Annotated in this window: 28 protein-coding genes; 12 read left to right on the top strand and 16 right to left on the bottom strand. The window is 70.3% G+C overall.

Annotated features, from left to right (window positions below; genetic code table 11):
- Position 1 precedes the first annotated feature (1 nt).
- The 13 genes from tatC to argB all read right to left on the bottom strand — a co-directional run bounded on the left by tatC (position 2) and on the right by argB (position 7,851).
- Positions 2–793 carry a twin-arginine translocase subunit TatC gene (tatC, locus tag JMV16_RS11315; RefSeq protein ID WP_201494334.1) on the bottom strand — a complete coding sequence of 264 codons (792 nt, stop codon included), beginning with the start codon at positions 791–793 and terminating at the stop codon, positions 2–4.
- Positions 790–1,299, bottom strand: a complete 510-nt coding sequence (gene tatB, locus JMV16_RS11310) for a Sec-independent protein translocase protein TatB (RefSeq protein ID WP_201494333.1) — start codon at positions 1,297–1,299, stop codon at positions 790–792. The genes tatC and tatB overlap by 4 nt, the downstream gene beginning before the upstream one ends.
- Before the next feature lie 58 nt (positions 1,300–1,357).
- On the bottom strand, positions 1,358–1,609 hold the full coding sequence (gene tatA / locus JMV16_RS11305; protein ID WP_201494332.1) for a Sec-independent protein translocase subunit TatA: 252 nt from the start codon (positions 1,607–1,609) through the stop codon (positions 1,358–1,360).
- A 148-nt stretch (positions 1,610–1,757) separates the two neighbouring features.
- A complete protein-coding gene (locus JMV16_RS11300; protein WP_201494331.1) occupies positions 1,758–2,105 on the bottom strand; it encodes a histidine triad nucleotide-binding protein in 348 nt (115 codons plus the stop codon).
- Positions 2,106–2,118: 13 nt separating this feature from the next.
- Positions 2,119–2,490, bottom strand: coding sequence for a DUF4870 family protein (locus JMV16_RS11295; protein WP_236580460.1), 372 nt, complete (start codon positions 2,488–2,490; stop codon positions 2,119–2,121).
- Entirely contained in the window at positions 2,487–2,852 is a 366-nt protein-coding gene (locus tag JMV16_RS11290; RefSeq protein ID WP_201494330.1) for a phosphoribosyl-ATP diphosphatase, read from the bottom strand. The genes JMV16_RS11295 and JMV16_RS11290 overlap by 4 nt, the downstream gene beginning before the upstream one ends.
- Before the next feature lie 5 nt (positions 2,853–2,857).
- Positions 2,858–3,259, bottom strand: a complete 402-nt coding sequence (gene hisI / locus JMV16_RS11285; protein WP_201494329.1) for a phosphoribosyl-AMP cyclohydrolase — start codon at positions 3,257–3,259, stop codon at positions 2,858–2,860.
- A 41-nt stretch (positions 3,260–3,300) separates the two neighbouring features.
- On the bottom strand, positions 3,301–4,068 hold the full coding sequence (locus JMV16_RS11280) for a PEPxxWA-CTERM sorting domain-containing protein (RefSeq protein WP_201494328.1): 768 nt from the start codon (positions 4,066–4,068) through the stop codon (positions 3,301–3,303).
- Between the two features lie 107 nt (positions 4,069–4,175).
- A complete protein-coding gene (locus JMV16_RS11275; protein WP_201494327.1) occupies positions 4,176–4,607 on the bottom strand; it encodes an NUDIX domain-containing protein in 432 nt (143 codons plus the stop codon).
- On the bottom strand, positions 4,594–5,475 hold the full coding sequence (locus tag JMV16_RS11270; protein ID WP_201494326.1) for an ATP-binding protein: 882 nt from the start codon (positions 5,473–5,475) through the stop codon (positions 4,594–4,596). The genes JMV16_RS11275 and JMV16_RS11270 overlap by 14 nt, the downstream gene beginning before the upstream one ends.
- A gap of 45 nt (positions 5,476–5,520) precedes the next feature.
- Positions 5,521–6,153, bottom strand: a complete 633-nt coding sequence (gene slmA, locus JMV16_RS11265; RefSeq protein ID WP_201494325.1) for a nucleoid occlusion factor SlmA — start codon at positions 6,151–6,153, stop codon at positions 5,521–5,523.
- Between the two features lie 121 nt (positions 6,154–6,274).
- Entirely contained in the window at positions 6,275–6,940 is a 666-nt protein-coding gene (locus tag JMV16_RS11260) for an HAD-IA family hydrolase (RefSeq protein ID WP_201494324.1), read from the bottom strand.
- A gap of 11 nt (positions 6,941–6,951) precedes the next feature.
- Complete coding sequence (gene argB, locus JMV16_RS11255) at positions 6,952–7,851, bottom strand: acetylglutamate kinase (protein WP_201494323.1); 900 nt, start codon at positions 7,849–7,851, stop codon at positions 6,952–6,954.
- A gap of 131 nt (positions 7,852–7,982) precedes the next feature.
- Here argB and JMV16_RS11250 point away from each other — a divergent pair, with 131 nt between their 5' ends.
- The 6 genes from JMV16_RS11250 to JMV16_RS11225 all read left to right on the top strand — a co-directional run bounded on the left by JMV16_RS11250 (position 7,983) and on the right by JMV16_RS11225 (position 14,472).
- On the top strand, positions 7,983–8,294 hold the full coding sequence (locus JMV16_RS11250; RefSeq protein ID WP_201494322.1) for a copper-binding protein: 312 nt from the start codon (positions 7,983–7,985) through the stop codon (positions 8,292–8,294).
- A gap of 11 nt (positions 8,295–8,305) precedes the next feature.
- Complete coding sequence (dmeF, locus tag JMV16_RS11245; protein ID WP_201494321.1) at positions 8,306–9,385, top strand: CDF family Co(II)/Ni(II) efflux transporter DmeF; 1,080 nt, start codon at positions 8,306–8,308, stop codon at positions 9,383–9,385.
- Positions 9,386–9,546: 161 nt separating this feature from the next.
- A complete protein-coding gene (locus JMV16_RS11240; RefSeq protein ID WP_201494320.1) occupies positions 9,547–10,122 on the top strand; it encodes a PEP-CTERM sorting domain-containing protein in 576 nt (191 codons plus the stop codon).
- Positions 10,123–10,158: 36 nt separating this feature from the next.
- Positions 10,159–12,102: a bifunctional metallophosphatase/5'-nucleotidase gene (locus JMV16_RS11235; RefSeq protein WP_236580459.1), complete on the top strand. Its 1,944-nt coding sequence runs from the start codon at positions 10,159–10,161 to the stop codon at positions 12,100–12,102.
- A 32-nt stretch (positions 12,103–12,134) separates the two neighbouring features.
- Complete coding sequence (locus tag JMV16_RS11230) at positions 12,135–13,337, top strand: hypothetical protein (RefSeq protein ID WP_201494319.1); 1,203 nt, start codon at positions 12,135–12,137, stop codon at positions 13,335–13,337.
- A 94-nt stretch (positions 13,338–13,431) separates the two neighbouring features.
- Positions 13,432–14,472: an NADP-dependent oxidoreductase gene (locus tag JMV16_RS11225; protein ID WP_201494318.1), complete on the top strand. Its 1,041-nt coding sequence runs from the start codon at positions 13,432–13,434 to the stop codon at positions 14,470–14,472.
- A 9-nt stretch (positions 14,473–14,481) separates the two neighbouring features.
- On the opposite strand, the gene JMV16_RS11220 is transcribed toward JMV16_RS11225, so the two are convergent.
- The gene (locus JMV16_RS11220; RefSeq protein ID WP_201494317.1) at positions 14,482–16,485 is read right to left on the bottom strand and encodes an SDR family oxidoreductase; all 2,004 of its coding nucleotides are present in this window, start codon (positions 16,483–16,485) and stop codon (positions 14,482–14,484) included.
- Positions 16,486–16,715: 230 nt separating this feature from the next.
- Here JMV16_RS11220 and JMV16_RS11215 point away from each other — a divergent pair, with 230 nt between their 5' ends.
- The 3 genes from JMV16_RS11215 to JMV16_RS11205 all read left to right on the top strand — a co-directional run bounded on the left by JMV16_RS11215 (position 16,716) and on the right by JMV16_RS11205 (position 19,204).
- A complete protein-coding gene (locus JMV16_RS11215; protein WP_201494316.1) occupies positions 16,716–17,318 on the top strand; it encodes a phasin family protein in 603 nt (200 codons plus the stop codon).
- A gap of 84 nt (positions 17,319–17,402) precedes the next feature.
- Positions 17,403–18,656 (top strand): patatin-like phospholipase family protein, encoded by a 1,254-nt coding sequence (locus JMV16_RS11210; RefSeq protein WP_201494315.1) that lies wholly within the window; start codon positions 17,403–17,405, stop codon positions 18,654–18,656.
- A gap of 119 nt (positions 18,657–18,775) precedes the next feature.
- Positions 18,776–19,204 carry a hypothetical protein gene (locus JMV16_RS11205; protein WP_201494314.1) on the top strand — a complete coding sequence of 143 codons (429 nt, stop codon included), beginning with the start codon at positions 18,776–18,778 and terminating at the stop codon, positions 19,202–19,204.
- A gap of 10 nt (positions 19,205–19,214) precedes the next feature.
- On the opposite strand, the gene JMV16_RS11200 is transcribed toward JMV16_RS11205, so the two are convergent.
- Together JMV16_RS11200 and JMV16_RS11195 are read right to left on the bottom strand one after the other, a co-directional pair.
- Complete coding sequence (locus tag JMV16_RS11200) at positions 19,215–20,708, bottom strand: carboxypeptidase M32 (protein WP_201494313.1); 1,494 nt, start codon at positions 20,706–20,708, stop codon at positions 19,215–19,217.
- A gap of 60 nt (positions 20,709–20,768) precedes the next feature.
- A complete protein-coding gene (locus JMV16_RS11195) occupies positions 20,769–21,251 on the bottom strand; it encodes a YqaA family protein (RefSeq protein ID WP_201494312.1) in 483 nt (160 codons plus the stop codon).
- 139 nt (positions 21,252–21,390) lie between these two features.
- Here JMV16_RS11195 and dusB point away from each other — a divergent pair, with 139 nt between their 5' ends.
- Genes dusB through purH form a run of 3 tightly spaced genes read left to right on the top strand, consistent with a single transcriptional unit; the run spans position 21,391 to position 24,241 of the window.
- Positions 21,391–22,434: a tRNA dihydrouridine synthase DusB gene (gene dusB / locus JMV16_RS11190; protein WP_201494311.1), complete on the top strand. Its 1,044-nt coding sequence runs from the start codon at positions 21,391–21,393 to the stop codon at positions 22,432–22,434.
- Positions 22,431–22,667: a helix-turn-helix domain-containing protein gene (locus JMV16_RS11185; RefSeq protein ID WP_201494310.1), complete on the top strand. Its 237-nt coding sequence runs from the start codon at positions 22,431–22,433 to the stop codon at positions 22,665–22,667. Before dusB ends, JMV16_RS11185 begins: the two co-directional genes overlap by 4 nt.
- Positions 22,664–24,241 (top strand): bifunctional phosphoribosylaminoimidazolecarboxamide formyltransferase/IMP cyclohydrolase, encoded by a 1,578-nt coding sequence (purH, locus tag JMV16_RS11180; protein ID WP_201494309.1) that lies wholly within the window; start codon positions 22,664–22,666, stop codon positions 24,239–24,241. Before JMV16_RS11185 ends, purH begins: the two co-directional genes overlap by 4 nt.
- Positions 24,242–24,267 lie beyond the last annotated feature (26 nt).

Genomic DNA, 24,267 nt, shown 5'->3' with positions numbered 1-24,267 from the left:
GTCAGGCCGCTGTCTTGTCCTCGGCCGCGTCTTCCGGCGCCTTGGTGGTCTTGATGAAGATCTGCGCGGCGATGATGCCCAGTTCGTAGAGGATGCACATCGGCACCGCCAGCGCCAGCTGCGAGATCACGTCAGGCGGCGTCACCACGGCAGCGACGATGAAGGACGCGACGATGAAATAGCCGCGCCACTTGCGCAGCTGCTCGATGGTGACCACGCCCATGCGGGCCAGCACGATGACGGCGATGGGCACCTCGAAGGCGATGCCGAACACCAGGAACAGCGTCAGCACGAAGCCGAAGTACTGCTCGATGTCAGGCGCCGCCGTGATGCTGGCAGGGGCGAAGGCCTGGATGAACTTGCTCATGCCCGGGATCACCAGGAAGTAGCAGAAGGCCACGCCCATCACGAAGAGCACCGTGCTCGAGATGACCAGCGGCAGCACCAGGCGCTTCTCGTGTGAATACAGGCCCGGCGCCACGAAGGCCCAGAGCTGGTAGAGCACCACCGGCAGCGCCAGCATGAAGGCGGCCATCAGCGTGATCTTCAGCGGCACCAGCACCGGCGAGATGACGTTGGTGGCGATCAGCGTCGCGCCCTTGGGCAGGTGGGCCACCAGCGGCGCGGCGAGCAGGTCATACAGGCCGGCCGGGCCGGGCCAGAAGGCCAGCACCGTGAAGGCGATGGCGATGGCGATGACGGCGCGCACCAGGCGGTCGCGCAACTCGACCAGGTGCGAGACGAACGGGGCTTCCGTGCCTTCGAGTTCGTCCTTCTGCGGGCCCTCGCTCATCGCGGACCCTTGGTGTTGAGGCCGGGAGGCCGGAAGCGCGCCACACGCGCCGCGCCCGACTGCGCCTTGGTGCGTATGCCCTGGCGCTGCTTGTACCACTGCGGCGTGGCGCCGCGCTTGAGGCGCCATTTCTTGCCCGGATGGCGGTAGCTCGGCGGCGGCGCTTCCAGCGGCTCATAGCTGCTGCCGCTGCTGCTGCTGCCGCCTTCGATGGCCGCGGTGGCGCTGCTCCATTCGGTCTCGAAGGCCGACTGCGCCGAATGCACCTCCTGCCTCACCGTGCTCTCGACATTGCGCGCCGCATCCTCGAACTGCGTCTTCATCTTCTTGAGCTCGTCGAGCTCGATGGAACGGTTGACCTCGGCCTTCACGTCGGCCACGTAGCGCTGCGCCTTGCCGAACAGATGGCCTATGGTGCGCGCCACCTTGGGCAGCTTCTCGGGCCCGATGACGACCAGGGCCACGGCACCGATGAGGGCAATCTTGTCGAAGCCGAAGTCGATCATGTCAGGGGCAGGCGGTCAGGCCGCCGCGTGGTGCGAGCGCGGGTCGCGAAGACGCCGGTCAACTCTTGGCCTTGGTCTCGACGTCGACCGTGTTCGCGTCGACCGCGCGCTTGGCCGTGCTCACCTGCTGGGCCGGCGGCTGCTGCGCCGCGGCCTCGTTGGCCACCTCGTCGGCGCCACGCATGCCTTCCTTGAAGCCCTTGACCGCACCGCCCAGGTCGGCGCCGATGTTGCGCAGCTTCTTGGTGCCGAAGATGACGATGACCACCAGCAACACGATCAGCCAATGCCAAATGCTGAATCCACCCATGACCGATCTCCTGCAATTCTGATGCGTGCAATTCTACGGGGCCGACGATGTCAGCCCTGCGCGTGCGGGCTCGGCCCGCGCGTGCGCGACAGGACCGGGGCCTTCGCCCGGCGCAGGACAGTCCGCAGGGACGGTCCCGTGTCCTGGCTCAGCCCTTGGACCAGGGCCGCGGCCCGCCCATGACGTGCATGTGCAGGTGGTAGACCTCCTGCTTGCCGTCGGGTCCGGTGTTGATGAGCGTGCGGAAGCCGTTCGTCACGCCCAACTCGCGCATCAACTTCGGCGCCAGGCCCAGCATGCGGCCGAGCAGGGCGTCGTGCTCGGGGCCGACATCGGCCAGCGTGGCGATGTGGGTCTTGGGAATCACCAGCACATGCACCGGCGCCCAGGGGTGAATGTCGTGGAAGGCGAGCAGTTCCTCGTCTTCGTAGGCCTTCTTGGCGGGAATCTGGCCGGCGACGATCTTGCAGAAGATGCAGGTGGGGTCTGCGTTCATGGCGGTGCGAGGTTCAGGGGTTGGGCATCGGCATGGAGCGGCCTTCGTGGAAGGCCAGCCAGCCGCGGATGAAGCGGTAGAGGTACCACAGCCACACCAGGCCCCAGGCGATGGCGCCGGGGATGATGAAGACCAGGAACAGTGGCGACGTGAGCGCGAGCCAGAACAGCGTGAACCAGAAGCTGCGCGCCTGCCAGCGGTAGTGGCTGCGGTAGTGGTCGTCGGGCAGGCTGCCGCGCTTGACGTAGTTGACGATGATGGCCACCACCGCGAAGGTGCCGCCCGAGAAGGCCGAGAGCGCGTGCAGGGCATAGAGCACATGGGTGAGCAGGCGCAGGTCGGACAGGCGCGCGGCCTCGCTGCCGGGCACGATGACCTGGCTCACGGCGTCCCGCCTTCGCGCTCGGCTTCCCGCTGCTGGGCCTTGCGCAGCGCGAATTCCTCCAGCCCGGAGAGCCCTTCGCGCCGCTCCAGCTCGGCCAGCACATCGGCCGGCGCCAGGCCGTGGTGGGCCAAGGCGATGAGGCTGTGGAACCAGAGGTCGGCGACCTCGCCGACGATGCGTGTACGGTCGCCGTCCTTGGCCGCCATCACGACCTCGGTGGCTTCTTCACCGATTTTCTTGAGAATGGCGTCGTGGCCTTTGGCGAACAGGCGCGCGACATAGCTCTTGCCGGGGTCGCCGCCGTGCTCGGGCTTGCGGCTTTCGATGACGGCGGCCAGGCGGGCCAGGGTGTCGTTGCTCATGCGGCTTATTTTGTGTAGATGCGGTGCGGGTCTTTCAGCACCGGCTCGACCGCCTGCCAGGCGCCGTCTTGCAGGCGCTGGTAGAAGCAGCTGTGGCGGCCGGTGTGGCAGGCAATCGAGGGTGACGCGGGCTCGTGGCCCAGTTGCGTGACCTTGAGTAGCACGACGTCGTTGTCGCAGTCCAGGCGCAACTCATGCACTTGTTGAACGTGGCCCGATTCCTCGCCCTTGCGCCACAGGCGCTGGCGCGAGCGGCTCCAGTAGACGGCGCGGCCGCTGGCGGCGGTCTCGGCCAGGGCCTCGGCGTTCATCCAGGCGAACATCAGCACGTCGCCGGTGGCCGCTTCCTGCGCGATCACCGGCACCAGGCCGTCGCGGTCCCACTTGATGTCTTGCAGCCAGTTCATGGCGGCAAGTCTAGTGCTTGCCGCCGCCGCGCCCCGTCGTCTCAGAACCGGCGGCGCCGGCGCAGCGCCGCGGCGACGACGCCCAGGCCCGCCAGCCCCAGCGCCCAGGTGGCGGGCTCGGGCACCACCGGCGTGGTGATGGGCCCGGTGGCGAACTGCAGCTGCAGGCTGTAGTCGCCACTTGCAGAGTTCAGGCCCGGCGTGCTCTGGACCGCGGCGGCCCGGCTGCTGGCCCACAGGGTGTACACATGGTTGGCCTGCAACTGGCCGGCCATCGAGTCACCGAGGCTGCCCTGCGTGCTGCGCAATGCGAACACCGGCACCAGGTCTTCCAGGATGGTGACGAAGGACTCGCAATCGCTCGATGCCGTGGCCAGGGCGCAGCCGACACGGGCGTCGATGCGGAAGTAGAAGTCCTCGGAGGCGAAGAAGCGCGACTTCGTTTCCGTCAGTGCGATGGCCCGTGAATCCCCGGCGCGAAAGATTGAATTGCCGGTGGTCACATTGCCATTGGAATCGGCGCCCAGCGCGAGCAGAAAGGTGGCCTGCGATGCCGAGCCGAAGGCCACCGCAATCTCGTCGTTCGCGTCGTTGCGATCCACCACCGGCGCGGGCAGCAGGGAATCGTCGAAACTGGCCGCAGAGCCCAGGCTGTTGAACGGGAAGACGCACTGCCCGGCGCCATTGCTGGCGGCGGCGGCGCAGGTGCCGATCAGCTCCAGCTTGTGCTGGATCGGCACCCAGGTGATTTCGAGGGCCTGCGCCAGCGGGCTGGCGGCGACCAGGGACAGCATCAGCACACGGCGCATGCGGGCTCCAGGGGTTGGCACGGGCCCGGCAGCGGCCCGGCACGTTCGGCACTCTAGCGGTGCGTGGTCGGCGTCTGCAATCACCTGCACAGGGGGCGCCCGTAGCGTCAGCCCCGGTGAGTCGGGCCGACGTGGCCGCGCTCGGCCGCAAACCAGGCCAGCACCGGCACCGTGCCGGGCAGCACGGGCGCCACCTGCACCGGCAAGGTCTGCCAGGCCATGGCCTGCTGCTCGCGCATCTCGAATTCGCCGCGCCAGGCGTGGACGCGGCAGAAGTGCAGGCGCACGCGGGCGTGCGGGTAGTCCATCAGCTCGATGCGCCAGGGCTCGGCCGCGCCAATCGTGATGCCGAGTTCCTCGTGCAGCTCGCGCCGCAGCGCCTGCTCGATGCTTTCGCCGGGCTCGACCTTGCCACCCGGAAACTCCCAGTGCCCCGCATAGACCTTGCCGGCCGGCCGGCTGGTGAGCAGGAAGCGGCCGTCGGGCGCAATCAGCACGCCCACCGCCACGTCGACCGGCGTGCGCTCAGACTGCTGCATGCCGCCCCGCGTAGTCGCGTGCGAACTGCTGGGCCACGCGGCCCGAGCGCGAGCCGCGCTCGAGTGCCCACACCAGGGCCTCCTGGCGCGCTGCGGCTATTGCCCCTTCAGCGACGCCGAAGGCGCGCAGCCACTGCGCCGTGATGGCCAGGTACTCGGCCTGGGTGAAGGGGTAGAAGCTGATCCACAGGCCGAAGCGCTCGGACAGCGAGATCTTCTCTTCCACGCCCTCGCCGGGGTGGACCTCGCCGTCCTCGGTGTGCTGGTAGCTGAGGTTTTCCTTCATGTACTCGGGCAGCAGGTGGCGGCGGTTGCTGGTGGCGTAGATCAGCAGGTTGTCGCTGTGCTGGGCCACCGAGCCGTCGAGCACGCTCTTGAGCGCCTTGTAGCCGGGCTCGCCCTCGTCGAAGCTGAGGTCGTCGCAGAAGACGATGTAGCGCTCGGGCCGCGCCGCCACCAGATCGACCAGGTCGGGCAGGTCCACCAGATCGGCCTTGTCGACCTCGATCAACCGCAGCCCGCGCGGCGCGAACTCGTTCAGGCAGGCCTTGACCAGCGAACTCTTGCCAGTGCCGCGGGCGCCGGTGAGCAACACATTGTTGGCGCCGCGGCCGGCCACGAACTGCTCGGTGTTGCGCAGCAGGCGCTCCTTCTGCGGGTCGACCTCCTTGAGGTCGGCCAGGCGGATGCCGGCGACATGGCGCACCGGCTCAAGCACGCCGGCACTGCTGACGCCACCGCGGCGGCGGTAGCGGAAGGCGACCGAGGCGGCCCAGTCGGGCGCCGTGGCTGCGTGCGGCAGGATGGTTTCCAGGCGGGCCAGCAGCGACTCGGCGCGCACCAGCAGGTGTTCGAAGGCGGCATTCATGGCGGCGGAGTTTAGGGGCGCGCGGGGCGCCGACTACGCCACGGCTCAGCTGCAGAGGCGTTGCAGTGCCGGCTCGAGGTGCTCGGTGGGCAGGCGCTTGAACTGCGAGCGCGCATAGCGCTGCAAGCGGCCTATCAGCAGCGCCGTCAGCGCCGAAGCCAGGGCCTGGGCATCGGCCGTGGGCGTGGTCGAGCCGGCGGCCTCGGCGGCGGCGCGCAGGCCGGCGCGCAGCTGCGATTCGACGCGGTCGAAGAACTGGTTCATGCGCGCGCCCAGGCGCTCGTGCTCGAAGACCAGGGCGTCGCCCACCATCACCCGCGCCATGCCGGGGTTCTTCTCGCCGAACTGCAGCAGCACGGTGGCGATGCGGCGGGCTTGAACCGAGCCGTCGGGCTCGCGCTCGGCGATCTGGTTGACGAGGGTGAAGACGCTGGTCTCGATGAAGTCGATCAGGCCCTCGAACATCTGCGCCTTGCTGGCGAAATGGCGGTAGAGCGCGGCCTCGCTGACCGCCAGCCGCGCCGCCAGCGCGGCGGTGGTGATGCGCTCGGCGCCCGGCTCCTGCAGCATGCCGGCCAGGGTCTGCAGGATCTGCACGCGGCGCTCGCCCGGGCGCGGCCGCTTGCGCGGTGGCTCGGCTGCGTCTGCCGGGGGCAAATCGTCGGGCAGGGCAGACATGGGCGGGCGGGGGGAGGGACGGCCGGGGCATTCTGGCACACGGCCTGTAGGGGCTTGCCCGCAGGAAAACACCGACCCCGGCGCCGCCCGACCCGGCCTGTCCTCCCTGCGGATGAGGGCGTCAGCGCAGCTGGCGCAGCCGCGTGATGCGCTGGTCGACGTAGGCCGGCCGCCGCGCCAGCCGGCGCGCCCTGCCGCCGGCGCGCAGCCAGCGCTGCATCCACACCGTCTGCATGCCGATGCTGCGCGCCGCCTTCTGGTGTACCAGCGTGTCCTCGACCAGGGTACAGCGCGACGGCGCCACGCCCAGGCCCACCGCCAGCGCGCGCAGCATGCGCGCGTCGGGCTTGGGGCGCCAGTGGCCGAACATGCGCAGGTCTTCGATGGACAGGATGCGCTCGAACAGGTGGGCGATGCCCAGCACGCCCAGCACACGCGCCGTGTAGGCGGCCGGCGCGTTGGTCAGCAGCACGCGGCGGCCGGGCAGGGCGGCCAGCGCGGCGAGGTCGTGGCGATGGCCGTACACGCGCTCTTCCAGCCCCGGCAGCAGGTGGGCGTGGTGCAGGAAATGGGCCGCGTCCACACCGTGGTGGCGCACCAGGCCCAGCAGCGTGGCGCCGTAGCGCTGCCAGTATTTCGCGCGCAGCGCGCTGGCCTCGGCCCGCGACAGGCCGAGCTCGCGCTGCATGAAGCTGTTCATGCCCTCGTTGATGCCGGCATAGGCGGCCGTGCTCGCGTCGTGCAGCGTGTCGTCGAGATCGAACAGCCAGACTCGCGTGGGCAGCATGGAAGGAATGCTCAATGCGAGCGAATCATGGTGCCGTAGGCCTGGTCGGTGAGGATTTCCAGCAGCATCGCGTGCGGCACGCGCCCGTCCACCACATGGACGGCGTTGACGCCGCTCTTGGCCGCGTCGATGGCGCCGGCCAGCTTGGGCAGCATGCCGCCGCTGATGGTGCCGTCGGCCACCAGTTCGTCGATCTCGCGCGGCGTCAACCGTGTGATCAGCTCGCCGGCCTTGTTGAGCACGCCCTTGATGTTGGTCAGCATCACCAGCTTCTCGGCCTTCAGCACGGTGGCCAGCTTGCTGGCCACGAGGTCGGCGTTGATGTTGTAGCTTTCGTTCTTCTCGCCGAAGCCTATCGGGCTGATGACGGGGATGAACTGGTCGTCCTGCAGCGCCTTCACGACGCTGGGGTCGATGGCGGTGATCTCGCCGACCTGGCCGATGTCGTGTTCCTTGCTCGGGTCGTCCCGGTCGGCCATCTTCATCTTGCGCGCCCGGATCATGCCGCCGTCGCGGCCGGTCAGGCCCACGGCCTTGCCGCCGGCGGCATTGATGAGGCCGACGATGTCCTGCTGCACCTCGCCGCCCAGCACCCACTCGACGACTTCCATCGTCTCCTCGTCGGTGACGCGCATGCCCTGGATGAAGGTGCCCTTCTTGCCGATCTTGGCCAGCGCGTCGTCGATCTGCGGCCCGCCGCCGTGTACGACGATGGGGTTCATGCCCACCAGCTTGAGCAGCACCACGTCCTCGGCAAAGTCCTGCTGCAGCGCCGGGTCGGTCATGGCGTTGCCGCCGTACTTGATGACCAGGGTCTTGCCGTGGTAGCTGCGGATGTACGGCAGGGCCTGGGCCAGGATCTCGGCCTGGTCGCGCGGCGTGATGTGGGCCAGGCTGTGCTCGTCGCTCATGGTGGGTGGGCTGGTTTTGATGGGGTGAGGCATTGTAGGAAGGCGGTCGACACCGGCCCGGGACGGCCTTCGCTGCCGGTCTGCGGCAAACTGGGGGGTCGACAAGGCGCCCGCGGGCGCGGAGGTGGGTGATGCACAGAGGCAGCTTCCTGCGCACGGCGATATGCGCACTGGCTTTGGCGCTACCGGCATTGGCGGCGTTCGAGGCCCAGGCCCAGGCGGCCAGCACGCGCGGCGAGGTGGTGCGCGTCGACCGCGCGGCCGGCCGCGTGACGCTCAAGCACGGCGAGATCAAACACCTGGACATGCCGCCCATGACCATGGCCTACCAGGTGGCCAGCCCCAGCCTGCTCGAAGGCCTGGCCGCCGGCGACCGCGTGCGCTTCACGGCCGAGCGCCTGGAGGGCCGCCACGTCGTCACGGCCCTGGTCAAGGCGCCGTGACAAGTCCTGCGATGGATTCCCACCACCACGATCTGCAGGCCCTGGCCCACAGCCACAGCTTCGGCGACGAGGGCCAGAGCCGGCGCGAGCGCGCGCTGGCCGCCGTCACCGCGCTGACGCTGCTGACCATGCTGCTGGAACTGGTGGTGGGCTGGTGGACCGGCTCGTTGGCCCTCACCGCCGACGGCTGGCACATGGGCACCCACGCGCTGGCCCTGGGCGGCGCGGTGCTGGCCTACCGGCTGTCGCAGCGCGCCGCCGGCCGCCGTGCCGGTGCCGGCGCCAGGGCCGGCTATGCCTTCGGCGGCTGGAAGATCGAGGTGCTGGCCGCCTACACCAGCGGCCTGGTGCTGCTGGCGGTGGCGCTGTGGCTGGCCTGGGAGGGCATCGCCACGCTGCGCGCGCCGCACCCGGTGGCCTACCGCGACGCGCTGGGCGTGGCGGTGCTGGGGCTGGTGGTCAACCTGGCCAGCGTCTGGCTGCTGACGCGCGGCGCGGCGCCGGAGGCGGGCCCTGGCGGCGAGGCGGCACAGAAGGGTCACCAGGGTCACGACGATCATCACGACCATCACGACCACGCTCACCATGACCACGGCCACCATGACCACGGCCACCACGGCCACCACCACGGCCATGCCGCCCACGACCACAACTTCAGCGCCGCCTACCTGCATGTGATGGCCGACGCCCTGACCTCGCTGCTGGCCATCGCGGCGCTGGCCGGCGGCGCCTGGTACGGCCTGACCTGGCTGGACCCGGCGGTGGCGCTGCTGGGCGCGGCCGTCATCGCCCAGTGGGCCTGGCGCATGCTCTCCACCACCGCGGCGGCGCTGGTGGATGCCACCGAAGACCCGGCCATCGCCCGCCGCGTGCGCGAGTTGATCGAGGCCGACGGCGACGCCCAGGTCGCCGATCTGCATGTCTGGCAGGTCGGCGCCCAGGCCTGGTGTGCCGCGCTCTCGGTGGTGGCCGACCGGCCGCTGCCGGCGGCCGACTACCGCAGCCGCCTGGATGCGCTGGCGCTGCTGCGCCATGTGACGGTGGAAGTGCATCGCTGCCCGGGGGCGGCGCTCGCGACCCCCCGCACCTGAGGGGTCGACCGGCGCGGAAGGCGCCGGCCCCCGCCCCGCGTGGCCCCTTGGGATGCCGCACGGCCGGCCGGGGTCACGGTGCTGTCACCCGAACGTGAAATCGTCGTCCGATCCGACCGGCGCCCAGCCGGCGCCCATCCCCCGACGAGGAACGTTCCCCCATGAAGCACCGTCATCTGCTGGCCGCCGGCCTGCTGTCCCTGGCTGGCCTGACCAGCGCCCAAGCCGCCGTCGTCAACCTGGCGGCCAATGGCAACTGGAACGATTTCCTCGTCGGTGAACTTCTGGCCGTCGACGGCGGCCTGGGCTGGATCGACAACAGCGGCGAGGCGCTGAGCTTCAGCTTCACCGTGGCGGCCGGCACGGTGGGCCGGCTGACGGTGGTCGACGCCGGCTTCGCCGGCGATGTGTTCAGCGTCGTCGCCAAAGGCGTGGGCCTGGGCAACACCTCGGCGGTCGCGGTGCAGGGCTACGCCGCCGCGCCCGATGCCGGCACCGATTTCGACCTCGCGCTGACCACGCCCGCCTTCAGTCGCGGCATCTACGCCTTCCAGGCTGGCACCTACAGCGTCAGCGGTCTGCTGGTGCAGAGCGTGCTGGATGACTTCGGGCCCCTCAACTCGACGGTTGGCGCGCTCAAGCTCGAAGTCTCGGCGGTTCCTGAGCCCGCCACCGTGACGCTGCTGCTGGCCGGTCTTGGCCTGGCCGGTGCGGCCCGCCGCCGCCGCACGCAGTAAGTGACGCGCCCCAGAACCCATCCGACAGGAGTATCCATGTTCAAGATGAATGCCATCGCCCGCGCCGTCGTGCGCGCGCTCGTCGGCTGCACGCTCGGCGTCGCCCTGGCCGCTCAGGCTGCCCCCGTCAATGTCAAGATCATCGGTTTCAACGACTACCACGGCAATCTCGAGAGCCCGGGCAGCTTCGGCGTCAACACCCTGGTGCCCACGGCCAGCCGTCCGGCCGTGGGCGGCGCCGAGGTCCTGGCCGCCTATGTGGCCGCCATGAAGGCGGGCAACCCCAACACCGTGGTCGTCGGCGCCGGCGACTTCATCGGCGCCACGCCGCTGATCTCGGCCCTCTTCTTCGACGAGCCCTCGGTCGAGACGCTCAACAAGATCGGCGTCGATTTCGTCGCCGTCGGCAACCACGAATTCGACAAGGGCAAGGACGAGCTGCGCCGGCTGCAGAACGGCGGCTGCAAGATCCCGGCCGACCCGAACAGCTGCAAGGGCTTCGGCTCGGCCGCCACGGGCAGCTTCGACGGCGCGCGTTTCAAGTGGCTGGCGGCCAACGTCATCGAGACGGCCACCGGCCGGCCGCTGCTGCCGGCCTACGGCGTCAAGAGCTTCGGCGGCGTGCGCGTGGCCTTCATCGGCATGACGCTCAGGGGCACGCCCGGCATCGTCACCCCCACCGGCGTGGCCGGCCTGAGCTTTGCCGACGAGGCCGCGACGGTCAACGCCCTCGTGCCCAGGCTGCGCGCCCAGGGCATCGAATCCATCGTCGTGCTGGTGCATCAGGGCGGCTTCCAGAACACGCTGGCCGGCGTGGCCGGCCAGCCCATCACCTCGGACATCAACGGCTGCACCGGCGACATCAAGAACGTCGACGGCAGCGATTCCGACATCCGCGCCATCGTGCGCCAGCTCGACAACGCGGTCGACCTCGTGATCAGCGGCCACACCCACGCCGCCTACAACTGCTCGGCCAACACCGTGGACGTGCGCGGCACGACGCTGGCCAATGCCGTGACCACCGCGCGCCCCACCGGCATGCCCAACCGCGCTGGCCGCCTGATCCCGGTGACCAGCGCCAGCGCCTTCGGCCGCGTGCTGACCGAGGTCGACCTGGTGCTGGAAACCAGCACCCGCGACATCGTCTCGGTGAGCCCGGTCAACCGCCTGGTGGACCGCAGCAACCCGGCCATCAACGCCGCCATCGCCGCCGACCCCTCGGTGCGCAATGTCGTGGCCGCCTACAAGACCGCGGTGTCGCCGCTGGCCAATGCCGTCATCGCCACCATCACCACCGGCATGAGCGATGCCGCCAACGCATCCGGCGAGATGGAGGCCGGCGACCTCATCGCCGATGCCCAGCTGCAGGCCACCCAGCCGGCCGCCGTGGGCGGGGCGCAGATCGCCTTCATGAACGCCGGCGGCGTGCGCAACCCCGGCTTCGTCAAGCCGGCCGCCGCGGTCTACCCCTATGACCTGACCTACGGCGACGCCTTCACCACCCAGCCCTTCGGCAACAGCCTGGTGACGATGACGCTGACGGCGCAACAGATCAAAAATGTGCTGGAGCAGCAGTTCTCGGGCTGCCGCGGCCAGACCGCCAACCGCATCATGCAGATCAGCAACGGCTTCAGCTACCGCTGGAACCCGGCCGGCAGCTGCGACACGCGCATCACCGATGTCTCGTTCACGCCCACCGACCTGGTGAGCAACCCGGCCCTGCCCACCGTCACCGGCCCGACCGATAACCTGGTCATCGCCGGCGTGGTGCAGAACCCGACACGCACCTACCGCGTCACGGTGAACAACTTCATGGCCACCGGCGGTGACGGCTTCACGACCCTGGTCGCCGGCCTCAACCAGCTCGGCGGCGCCCAGGACATCGACGCCCTGGTGGCCTACCTGGCCGCCTTCAAGGCGCCGGCCGCGGCCTACGACCCGGCCAGCGCCTTCCTGGCCAAGCCGCGCATCCGCAACTGACGCTGAACGCAGCGGCGAATCCTGCATCGGTGATGCGCTTGCGGCGCCTGGGGCGCTTGGCCGCCGCCCTGCTCAGCGGGGCGGCGGCCCTTTTCCTGGCTGCTCCTGCCGCGGCCCAGGTGCCCGCCTGGAGCCTGGAGGCCCAGCGCCGGCTCACCGCCGGTGCCGGCACCAACATCGCACGCGACCTGGCCGAGCGCCAGCGCCTGGCCCAACTGGGTGAGGAACGCCTGGCGGCGGCCGATGTCGAGGGCGCCCAGGCCGCCTTCGACCGTGCCGCGGCCATGGTGCACTCGGCCGACATCGAACTGGGCCTGGTGCGCAGCTACATGCAGGCCGGCGACTACCGCCGCGCCCTCACTTTCGTCTCGCACACGGCCGGCGCCCACCGTCAGGTGCCGGGCGGCACCGCACTGTATGTCTGGCTGCTGGAAATCGGCGGCCAGGGCGTGGTGGCCCGGCGCTTTCTGCGCGATGCGCTGGAGCGCTGGCCCGAGGATGGTGCGCTGCTGGCCGCCAAGGCCCTGCTCGACGGTCCGCAGGCCCTGCCCGAGGGCGTGCTGATGGCGCCGCCGCTGCGCGCCGCGCCCTATGCCGCGCCCGCCGACGATCTGCCGGCCGGCGCACGCGTTGCCGGCACGGCACTGCTGATGGGCGACGGCCGCCTGGCGCTGGTGCCGGCGGCGACGCTGGCGGGCGTCCGGGCCGGCCCGTCCGGCACCGGTCGCGTCTGGCTGCGCAATGCCCTGGGCGCCACCGTCGCTGCCACGGTGTCGCCACTGCCCGACACCCCCGCCCTGGCGCTGCTGCACCTGGCCGCGCCGCTGCCGGCGCTGCCCACGCTGCCCACGCCACCGCGCCCGCCCTTTGCCGGCAGCCCGGCCTACACGGTGGAGTACTCGGCGGCCGCCGATGGCACGGCCGCCTGGCCGCGGTTGCGGCTAGGCTTTCTGGGCCGGCCGCTGGCCGCCGCCGGGGATCGACTGCTTGGCATCGATCTGCCGCCCGGCCCGCGCGGCGGCCCGGTCTTCGACGCCCAGGGCCGCCTGGCCGGCCTGGCCGTGCCCGGCGGCGATGGCCGCGACCGCCTGGTCGACCCCGAGGCGCTGGCGCGCGCCGCGGGGCTGCCGCTGCCGCCGGTTGGCGAAGCCTTGCCTGGCGGCGAACGCGCTGCCGTCGACAGCGTTTACGAAGTCGGCATGAGGCTGGCATTGCAGGTGCTGGTGGCGCCTTGATCATGTCCTGGCCGAAGTCGTCACCCGGGCGACACCGAGGCGGCCGTGCCGGGTCTAGCATCGCCATCCCCCCAGCCGTGCCGAGGAGCCCGCCATGACCGAAACCCTGTCCTCGCTCGTCAACCACCAGGTGCGCCTGGCCGCGCGGCCCGTGGGCCTGCCCACCGCGGCCGACTGGCAGTTCACGCAGGAGCCGGTGGCCGTGCCCGAGGCCGGCGGCGTGCTCGTCAAGGTGGGCGCGCTCTCGCTGGACCCGGCGATGCGCGGCTGGATGAACGAGGGCAAGAGCTACATCCCGCCGGTGGGCATTGGCGAGGTGATGCGCGCCGGCGGCGTCGGGGTGGTGATTGCGTCAGGCCACCCCGGCTTTGCGGTGGGCGACGCGGTGGGCGGCTACCCCGGCGTGCAGGAGTACTGGTCCATCGCCGCCGGGCAACTGGCGCGCAGCGGCCTGGCGAAGATCGACCTCGGCCTGGGCCGCGCCACGCAGTGGCTCAATGTGCTGGGCATGCCGGGCATGACGGCCTATTTCGGGCTGATGGACGTGGGCCAGCCCAAGGCCGGCGAGACCGTGGTGGTGTCGGGCGCCGCCGGCGCCGTGGGCCAGACGGTGGGACAGCTGGCGCGCATCAAGGGCTGTCGCGTCGTCGGCATCGCCGGTGGCGCCGCCAAGTGCGAATGGGTGGTGCGCGAGCTGGGCTTCGATGCCTGCATCGACTACAAGGTCGGCAGCGTCAAGGACGGCCTCAAGCAGCTGTGCCCCGAGGGCGTGGACCTCTATTTCGACAACGTCGGCGGCGACATCCTCGACGACGTGCTGGCCCGCATCCGCCGCCGCGCCCGCATCGTCATCTGCGGCGCCATCAGCCAGTACAACAACACGACGGCGGTGCAGGGGCCGAAGAACTACCTCAGCCTGCTGGTGAACCGGGCACGCATGGAAGGCATGGTGGTCTTCGACTACACCGAGCGCTACCCGCAGGCCGTGGCCGAGCTGGCCGGCTACCTGGGGGACGGCCGCATGAAGAGCCGCGAAGACCTGGTCGAGGGCGGTGTGGCGGCCTTCCCGGACACGCTCAACAAGCTTTTCACGGGCGCGAACTTCGGCAAGCTGGTGCTCCAGATCGCGCCCTGAACGGGTCGTTCAAAAGTGGATGCCGCTCATCAGCTGCTGCATCGCCATCGCCTCGGGGCTGAGCTGGGGCTTGGCAGTCTTGCTGTCGCCCTTGGCCGCCGATGAATCGGGGAACATGCGGAAGCTGGTGTTCATGCCGATCTGCGCCACGCGCGGCATCAGCGCGTGCAGCAGCTGGCCGGTGATGCCCAGGCGGGTGGCGATGCGCACCGGCTTGGCAATGCAGGCCTGGGCGATCATGTCGGCGGCTTCTTCGGGGCTCAGCGTCGGCACGTTGTTGTAGATCTTGGTCGGCGCAATCATCGGCGTGCGCACCAGCGGCATGTTGATGGTGGTGAAGGTCACGCCGACATCGGCGAACTCGCTGCTGGCGCAGCGCGTCCAGGCGTCCAGCGCCGCCTTGCTGGCGACGTAGGCAGAAAAGCGGGGCGCATTGGTGAGCACGCCGATGCTGCTGATGTTGACGACGTGGCCCTTGCGGCGCGCCGCCATGCCCGGCAGCAGGCCCATGGTGACGCGCAGGCAGCCGAAGTAGTTGAGCTGCATCGTGCGCTCGTAGTCGTGGAAGCGGTCGTAGCTGCTCTCGATGGCGCGGCGGATGCTGCGGCCGGCGTTGTTGATGAGGAAGTCGACGCCGCCGTGGTTCTCGATCAAGAGCTTGATGAAGCGGTCGCAGTCGGCCATGTCGGCGATGTCGGCGGCATAGGCCACGAAGGCATAGCCCTTGGCGCGCGCTTCGGCGCAGGCTTCATCCAGCTTGTCCTGGTCGCGCCCGCAGATCACCGTGGTGGCGCCGGCCTCGGCGAACTTGTGCGCGGCGGCCAGGCCTATGCCCGAGCTGCCGCCGGTGACCAGCACCACCTTGCCGCCCACCGTGCCCTTGAGGCTGCGGTCGATGAAGAGATCGGGGTCGAGGTGGCGCTCCCAGTAGTCCCACAGCACCCAGGCGTAGCCGTGCAGGTCGGGGCACTCGATGCCGCTGCCGGCCAGCGCCTTGTCCAATTCGCGCCGGTCGTAGCGGGTGGGAAAGTTGATGAAGGTGAACATGTCGTCGGGCAGGCCCAGGTCCTTCATCACCGCGGCACGGATGCGCCGCACCGGCGACAGCGCCATCAGGCCCTTCTTGACGCTCTTGGGCACGAAGCCCAGCAGGGCCGCGTTGACGAAGAGGTTCATCTTGGGTGCGTGGGCCGCCTTGCTGAAGATGTCCAGCACGTCGCCCACGCGGTAGCCCTTGGGATCGACGAGGTGGTAGCACTTGCCCGCCTGCGCTTCCTTGGCGTGGCTGATGTGGTCGATGCAGGCGACAACGAAATCCACCGGCACGATGTTGATGCGCCCGCCCTCGATGCCCACGCTGGGCAGCCACGGCGGCAGGATCTGGCGCATGCGCTGGATCAGCTTGAAGAAGTAGTAGGGTCCGTCGACCTTGTCCATCTCGCCGGTCTGGCTGTCGCCCACCACCAGGGCCGGGCGGTAGACCGTCCAGGGCAGCTTGCACTCGCGGCGCACGATCTTCTCGCTCTCGTGCTTGGTCATGAAGTACGGGTGCTCCAGGCCCTCGGCCTCGTCGAACATGTCTTCGCGGAACACGCCCTCGTAAAGCCCGGCGGCGGCGATGCTGCTGACGTGGTGCAGGTGGCCGGCGGCCACGGCCTGGGCGAACTCGACCAGGTTGCGCGTGCCATCGACATTGACCTGCACCTGGCTGTCGGCGTCGGCGCCGAGGTCGTAGACGGCGGCCAGGTGGTAGACGGCGTCGATCCTGCCCTTGAGCGCCTTGATCGTCTCGGCGGCGACGCCGAGTTTGGCAGCCGTCAGGTCGCCGGTGACGGGCAGGGCGCGTGCGCGCGCCGCCTTGGTGGCCAGGCCCCAGAAGGCGTACAGGTCATCGAGCTTGGACTCGCTGCCCGGGCGCACCAGGAATTGCACGGTGGCGCCGCGGCGGGCCAGCAGGGCCTTGACCAGGCGCTTGCCGATGAAGCCGGTGGCGCCAGTGACGAAATATTGCATGGGGTTCTCCTCTCGTGGGGCCTGCCAGCGGCGGCGCAAACGCCGATTCTTAGCCATGCACCGCGTCGGCCCCTTGCGCGCTAACCCCGAGAGCGGGTTTCCGGCCGTAGAGCCGGCTCACTAGCTTTTTAGGCTGCGCCCTCCAGGGCCGGCTCCTACAGTTGCGGCATGGACGGGGCGCCGCAGGGCGGCTCCGCCACCCGATCCACTCTCGTTGCAAGGAACCCACCATGGTCAAGAAGATCAAGAGCGCCGCCACCAAGTCCACCCAGTCCACCGCCAAGGCAACTGGCAAGTCAGCCGCCGCCGGCCTGCTCGACAGCCAGCTCGCCAGTTCGGTCAAGGATTCGGCGCAGCAGATCTGGCTTGCCGGCATGGGCGCTTTCGCCAAGGCGCAGGAAGAAGGCAGCAAGGTCTTCGAGGCTCTGGTCAAGGAAGGCATGACGCTGCAGAAGAAGACCCAGGGCATCGCCGAAGAGAAGATCAGCGAGGTCACCGGCCGCATGACGGCGATGGCCGACACCGTGAGCGCCAAGGCCGGCCAGAACTGGGACAAGCTCGAATCCATCTTCGAGGCGCGCACCGCCAAGGCCATGGGCAAGCTCGGCGTGCCCACCGCCAAGGATGTGGAGGCGCTGAGCCAGCGCGTCGACGCGCTCGCCGCCGCGGTGGCCAAGCTGTCCAAGGCAGCGCCGGCTGCTGCGCCCAAGGCCGCCGTCAAGCGTGCGCCCAAGGCGGCCCCTGTGGTGCAAGCCGAGGCCGCCCCGGCGCCCAAGGCTCCGGCCAAGCGTGCGCGCAAGACCGCGGCCGCGCCCGCCGCCGAGGCCGCCTGAGCTTCCTGATCCTTGGGGCGCTGCGGCGCCTCTGACCAGTACGGAGGGCGCGCAAGCGCCCTTCATCGCATGGCCGGTACGCGCATGAGCCCACCCAGCAATCCACGCCCCTCCAAGCACCCGCGGCCCCGCGTCGGCCTGGCCCTGGCCGGCGGCGGGCCGCTGGGCGCGGTCTACGAGATCGGCGCCTTGTGCGCGCTCGAAGAGGCGCTGCCGGGCGTGGATTTCAACGCCCTCGACGGTTGCGTCGGCGTCTCGGCCGGGGGCTTCGTGGCCGCCGGCCTGGCCAATGGCATGACGCCGCGTCAGCTCTGCGCCTCGTTCATCCAGAACGAGGGCCCGCCCGAAGACATCATCCAGCCCGGCCTCTTCGTCAGCCCGGCCTGGGGCGAGATCGCCGGCCGCCTGGCCAGCCTGCCGCGCCTGCTGGCCCATGCCGGGCTCGAGTACGCCTTCCAGCGCCAGTCGCTGCTGGCCCTGCTCGAGCGCCTGGGGCGAGCCCTGCCCACGGGCCTGTTCAGCAATGCGCCGCTGCAGGCGCGCTTGCAGGCGCTGCTGAGCCGGCCCGGGCGCAGCGACGATTTCCGGAAGCTGCGCCGCCCGCTGGTCATCGTTGCCACCGATCTGGACAGCGGCGCCGCCGCGCCCTTCGGCTTGCCGGGCTGGGACGCGGTGCCGGTTTCGCAGGCGGTGGCGGCCAGCGCCGCGCTGCCGGGGCTGTTTCCGCCGGTGGCCATCAACGGCCGCTGGTATGTCGACGGCGCGCTCAAGAAGACCCTGCATGCGCGCGTGCTGCTCGACCTCGGGCTCGATCTGCTGCTGTGCCTGAACCCGCTCGTGCCCTTCGACGCCGGCCGCCCCGGCGCGGGCCGCCACCGTGTGCTGGGCGGCGCCATCCCGCAGCTGGTGCAGGGCGGGCTGCCGGTGGTGCTGAGCCAGACTTTCCGCTCGCTCATCCATTCGCGCCTGGAAATCGGCCTCAAGGGCTACGAGGCCAGCCACCCGGGTACCGACATCCTGCTCTTCGAGCCCGACCACCGCGACCCCGAGATGTTCCTGGCCAACACCTTCGGCTATGCCGGCCGGCGCGCGATGGCCGAGCACGCCTACCAGCAGACGCGCGCCGATCTGCGCTCGCGCCGCGGCGAGCTGCGCTCGCGGCTGGCCCGCCTGGGGCTCGCGCTCGATGAAGCGGCGCTCGACGACCCCGCGCGCCGCCTGCTGCCGCGCGGACGCGGCCACAAGCCGCGCGGCACCCGGGCCGGGTACACGCTGCGAAGGCTGGACGAAGTGCTGAGCGACCTCGATCGCCTGCTTGCTGCCCGCGGCGTGGTTTAAGTCCCGCAATCGGCCTCAAGCGGGGCCGCGCGCTGTCGATAAGGCGTGGACGAAGGAATCTCGTCGGGGCAGCCATGGTCGCTCAGAATCTCGTTCCGCCAGCCGCGCAGCCCGCACCGATGGCGCCGCACGCGCCGGCCCGCGGTCAGGCCTACGTCGTCTCAGACGCCGACCGCGTGCGCAGCCGCCTGATGCGCAATTCGCTCAAGGCGCTGCTGGACCAGGTGGCCGGCTCGCGCCAGGTGCTGGTGCATGTGGCGGCGCTCGAGAGCCTGATTGCCAAGCGCGGCGTGCGCGGCCTGGACAGCCTTCCATCCAAGGCGCTGGAGCGCATCTGCACCCAGCTCTCCAGCCTGCCCATGCCGGCCGAAGACCCACCGCTGGTGGACCTGCTCGGCCGCCTGCTCGACCTGATGGACAGCCATGAGCTGCCCCAGCCCTTCGTCTCGACCTTCGTCAGCGACAGCCGGCTCATGGTGTCCGAGGCCAGCCACAGCGAGTTCGAGGCTGCCGAGCGGGGCGAGGCGCCGCGCCGCCGCGACGCCTGAAGCCGCAGCCTCAGCCCTGCAGGTAGCGCGCCTCCAGGTGGGCGCGGAAGTGGGCCGGGTTGAGCGTCTCGCCGCTGGCGCGGCGCACCAGTTCGTCGGTGGTCCAGCGGCTGGCCTGGTTCCAGATGTTTTCGCGCAGCCAGTCGAAGACCGAGGCCAGGTCGCCGCTGCCGATGCGGGCGTCGAGGTCGGGCATGGCACGCCGCATCGCCGCGAACCACTGCGCCGCGTACATCGCACCCAGTGAATAGCAGGGGAAGTAGCCGAACAGCGCCTCGGGCCAGTGCACGTCCTGCATAGGCCCGTCCTTGAAGTTGCCGCGCGTGTCCACGCCCAGCAGCTCCATCATCTTTGCGTCCCACAGCGCCGGGATGTCGTCGGCTTCGATGGCGCCTTCGATGAGCGGGCGCTCGATCTCGTAGCGCAGGATGATGTGCGCCGCGTAGGTCACTTCATCGGCCTCCACTCGGATGAATCCCGGCTTCACGCGCGTCATCAGCCGGTGCAGGTTCTGCGGCTCGAAGGCCGGCTGGCGGCCGAAGGCCTGCGCCACCAGGGGCGCGATGCGGTTGACGAAGCCCGGATGGCTGCCCAACTGCATTTCGAAGCTCAGGCTTTGGCTCTCGTGCAGCGCCATGCTGCGTGCGTCGGCCACCGGCTGGCCCAGCCACGGCCGCGGCAGGTTCTGTTCGTAGCGCCCGTGGCCGGTCTCGTGCACCGTGCCCATCAGGCTGCCGAGGAAATCGTCGTCGCGAAAGCGCGTCGTCATGCGCACGTCCTCGGGCACGCCGCCGCAGAAGGGGTGCGTGCTCACGTCCAGCCGCCCAGCCTCGAAATCGAAGCCCAGCATGCGCATCACCTGCTCGCACAGCGCCTTCTGCGCCGCCAGTGCAAACGGCCCCACCGGCGCCACCACGGGCTCGCGCGACTGGAGCTCCATCACCTGGCGGATCAGCCCCGGCAGCCACTGCCTGACTTCACCGAAGACGGTGTCGATCTGGCTGCAGCGCATGCCCGGCTCGTAGCGGTCGACCATGGCGTCGTAGGGGCCGATGCCGGCCTGCTGCGACAGCAGGGTGGCCTCTTCGCGGGCCACTGCCAGCACCTCGCGGAGCTGGGGCAGGAAGCCGGCCCAGTCATTGGCCGGGCGCTGGCGGCGCCAGGCGTGTTCGCAGCGCGAGGTGGCGAGCTGGCGCCGCTGCACCAGGGTCTCGGGCAGGGCGGTGGCGGCGCGCCACTGGCGGCCCATCTCACGCAGGTTGGCGCGCTGCATCTCGTCCAGCGGCTCCTGCTCGGCACGCGCGAGAGAGTCGCGCAGGCGCGGGTCGGTGCCCATGCGGTGCAGCAGCGAAGCCATCTCGGCCATCGCGGCGGCGCGCGCCTCATTGCCCTTGGGCGGCATGTTGGCGGCCTGGTCCCAACCGGCAATGGACTGCAGGTGTCCCAGGTGGTGCATGCGCTTCCAGGTGCTGGACAGCTCGTCGTAGGCCGGCGTGGCTTTCATGGTTCTCCCTTTCGGCGGCCGCGGCGGCGCGGCCAGACGGACATTCTGGCCTGCACCTGATCAAGGCGAAAACGGGCCCGGAAACAACCACAGCAGGGCGGCCGTCATGATCAGGTAGCGCAGGAACTTGCCCACCGCCATGTAGGCGATGCAGGGCCAAAAGGGCAGGCGCAGCCAGCCGGCGATGGCGCACAGGGGGTCGCCCACGATGGGCAGCCAGGCCAGCAGGCAGGCGCGGGGCCCGAACTGGCGCAGCCATTCCAGCGCGCGCAGCTGCAGCTGGCGATGCTTCATGCGCTCGTACAGCGCCTCGGCGCCATAGCCCATCCACCAGCTGATGGCGCCGCCCAGCGTGTTGCCGACGGTGGCCACGGCCATCGCCGGCCAGAAGAGCTCGGGGTTGAGCTTGACGAGGCCGATGACCGCGAACTCCGAGCCCGCCGGCAGCAGCGTGGCCGAGACCACGGCGACCACGAAGACGGTGGCCAGCCCGTATTGCGGCAGGGCCAGCGCGGTGAGCAACGTGTGCAGCCAAGCGTCCATGTGCGGCCCATTATGGGCAGGCGGCCGTGGCCGTCTGCGGGCCAGGCCACGGCCGGATGGCGGTCAGGCCGCGGTCAGGACAGCCGCGGGCCGGCGGCTATACTCTTGCCTCATTTTTAAGCAGTACCGCCTTCCTTCCATGCGCATCGGCTCCTTCAGCCTGCCGAACCGGCTGTTCGTGGCGCCCATGGCCGGCGTCACCGACCGCCCCTTCCGCATCCTTTGCCGCCGCCTTGGTGCCGGCCATGCGGTGAGCGAGATGGTGACCAGCCGCCGTGAGCTGTGGGACAGCCTCAAGACCTCGCGCCGCACCGACCACACGGGCGAGCCCGGCCCCATCGCGGTGCAGATTGCCGGCGTCGACGCCGCCGAGATGGCCGATGCCGCGCGCTACAACATCGACCGCGGTGCCCAGATCATCGACATCAACATGGGCTGCCCAGCCAAGAAGGTGTGCGCCAAGTGGGCCGGCTCGGCGCTGATGCAGGACGAGAAGCTGGCGCTTGCCATCGTCGAGGCCGTGGTTGCCGCCTGCACGCCGCGCGGCGTGCCGGTGACGCTGAAGATGCGCAGCGGCTGGAGCGTCAGCGAGCGCAATGCGCTGTCGATCTCGCGTGCGGCCGAAGCGGCCGGCGTGGCCATGGTGGCGGTACACGGCCGCACGCGCGACCAGGGCTATGGCGGCCAGGCCGAGCACGACACGGTGGCCGCGGTGAAGGCGGCGCTGCGCATCCCGGTGGTGGCCAATGGCGACATCGCCACGCCCCAGCAGGCGCGCGACGTGCTCGCCCGCACCGGGGCCGACGCCATCATGGTGGGCCGCGCGGCCCAGGGCCGGCCCTGGCTCTTCGGCGACATCGCGCACTTTCTGGAACACGGCAGCCTGCGCCCGCCGCCGGCCACGCGCGAGGTGCAGGGCTGGCTCACCCAGCACCTGCTTGACCACCACGCCCTCTATGGCGAGCGCAGCGGCGTGCGCAGTGCGCGCAAGCACATCGCCTGGGCCGTACACAGCCTGCCCGGCGGCGCCGAATTCCGCGCCCGCATGAACAGCATCGAGGGCGGCGACGAACAACTGCGCGCGCTCACCGCCTACTTCGAGGCCCTGGCCGACCGCTACCCGCTGCTGCCGCTGCCGCCCGTCAACGAAGCGGGCCGGTTGCCCGAAGGCCTGGCCGCATGAGCCGCCTTGCCATCGACGACTGCGTGCGCGCCAGCGTGGAGCAGTATTTCAAGGACTTGCACGGCGCCCAACCCGTGGCGCTGCACGAGATCTTCATCGCCGCCGCCGAGCGCCCCCTGCTCGAAGTCGTGCTGCGCCAGGCCGAGGGCAACCAGAGCAAGGCCGCCGCATGGCTGGGCATCAACCGCAACACCCTGCGGCGCAAGCTGCTGGATCACAAGCTCACCGAATGACCACCGCGCTCCTCTCCGTTTCCGACAAGACCGGCATCGTCGACCTCGCCCGCGAGCTTGCCGCCCTCGGCGTCAAGCTGCTGTCCACCGGCGGCACCGCCCGCCTGCTCGCCGAGGCGGGCCTGGCCGTCACCGAGGTGGCCGAGCACACCGGCTTCCCCGAGATGCTGGACGGCCGCGTCAAGACCCTGCACCCGACCATCCACGGCGGCCTGCTGGCGCGGCGCGACCTGCCCGAGCACATGGCCGCGCTGCAGCAGCACGGCATCGAGACCATCGACCTGCTGGTCGTCAATCTCTACCCGTTCGCCCAGGCCACGGCGCGTGCCGACTGCACGCTCGACGACGCGATCGAGAACATCGACATCGGCGGCCCGGCCATGCTGCGCGCCGCGGCCAAGAATTGGGCCGGCGTGACAGTGCTGATCGACCCCGCCGACTACGCCGGCGTGCTGGCCGAGTTGCGCGCCGGCGCGGTGGCGCGCGCCACGCGCTTTCGCCTCGCGGCCAAGGTCTATGCCCATACCGCAGCCTACGACGGCATGATCAGCAACTACCTCGGCGCGGTGCAGCCGGGCGCCGAGGAGCAGGGCGATGCGGTGCCGCCGCGTGCCGCCTTCCCGGCCACCTACACGCTGCAACTGGCCAAGACCCAGGACATGCGCTACGGCGAGAACCCGCACCAGGCTGCCGCCTTCTACCGCGAGGGCCGGCCGGCCGCCGGCCTGCTGGCCGGCTGGACCCAGCTGCAGGGCAAGGAGCTGAGCTACAACAACATCGCCGATGCCGACGCCGCCTGGGAATGCGTCAAGACCTTCGACGTGCCGGCCTGCGTCATCGTCAAGCACGCCAACCCCTGCGGCGTAGCCGTGGGCGCCACACTGGCCGAGGCTTACGGCAAGGCCTGGCAGACCGACCCGACCTCGGCCTTCGGCGGCATCCTGGCCTTCAACCGCCCGCTGGACGAGGCCACGGCGCGCCAGATCGGCGACAACAAGCAGTTCGTCGAGGTGCTGATCGCGCCCGCCATCAGCCCCGAGGCGCGCGCCATCTTCGCCGCCAAGCAGAACGTGCGCGTGCTCGAGGTGGCCCTGGGCAGCGGCGCCAATGCGTTGGACTTCAAGCGCGTGGGCGGCGGCATGCTGCTGCAGACGCCCGACGCGAAGAACGTGGCCGCCGCCGAACTGCGTGTGGTGACCAAGTTGGCGCCCAGCGCGGCCCAGCTCGAAGACCTGCTGTTCGCCTGGAAGGTGGCCAAGTTCGTGAAGAGCAATGCCATCGTCTTCTGCGGCCGCGGCATGACGCTGGGTGTGGGCGCGGGCCAGATGAGCCGCGTCGACAGCGCCCGCATCGCGCGCATCAAGGCCGGCAATGCCGGGCTCTCGCTCGAAGGCTCGGCGGTCGCCAGCGACGCCTTCTTCCCCTTCCGCGACGGCCTCGACGTGGTCATCGACGAAGGCGCGCGCTGCGTCATCCAGCCCGGCGGCAGCATGCGCGACGAGGAAGTCATCGCCGCCGCCGACGAGCGCGGCATCGCGATGGTCTTCACCGGCGCGCGCCACTTCCGGCACTGAGTGGCCAGGCGCCGGCGGCAGCGCCG

This window comes from Rubrivivax sp. A210, assembly GCF_904426505.1.
In the GTDB taxonomy this organism is placed as follows: domain Bacteria; phylum Pseudomonadota; class Gammaproteobacteria; order Burkholderiales; family Burkholderiaceae_C; genus Rubrivivax.
Note: the sequence above shows the minus strand (reverse complement) of the source record. Positions and strands in the feature narration are given on the sequence as shown.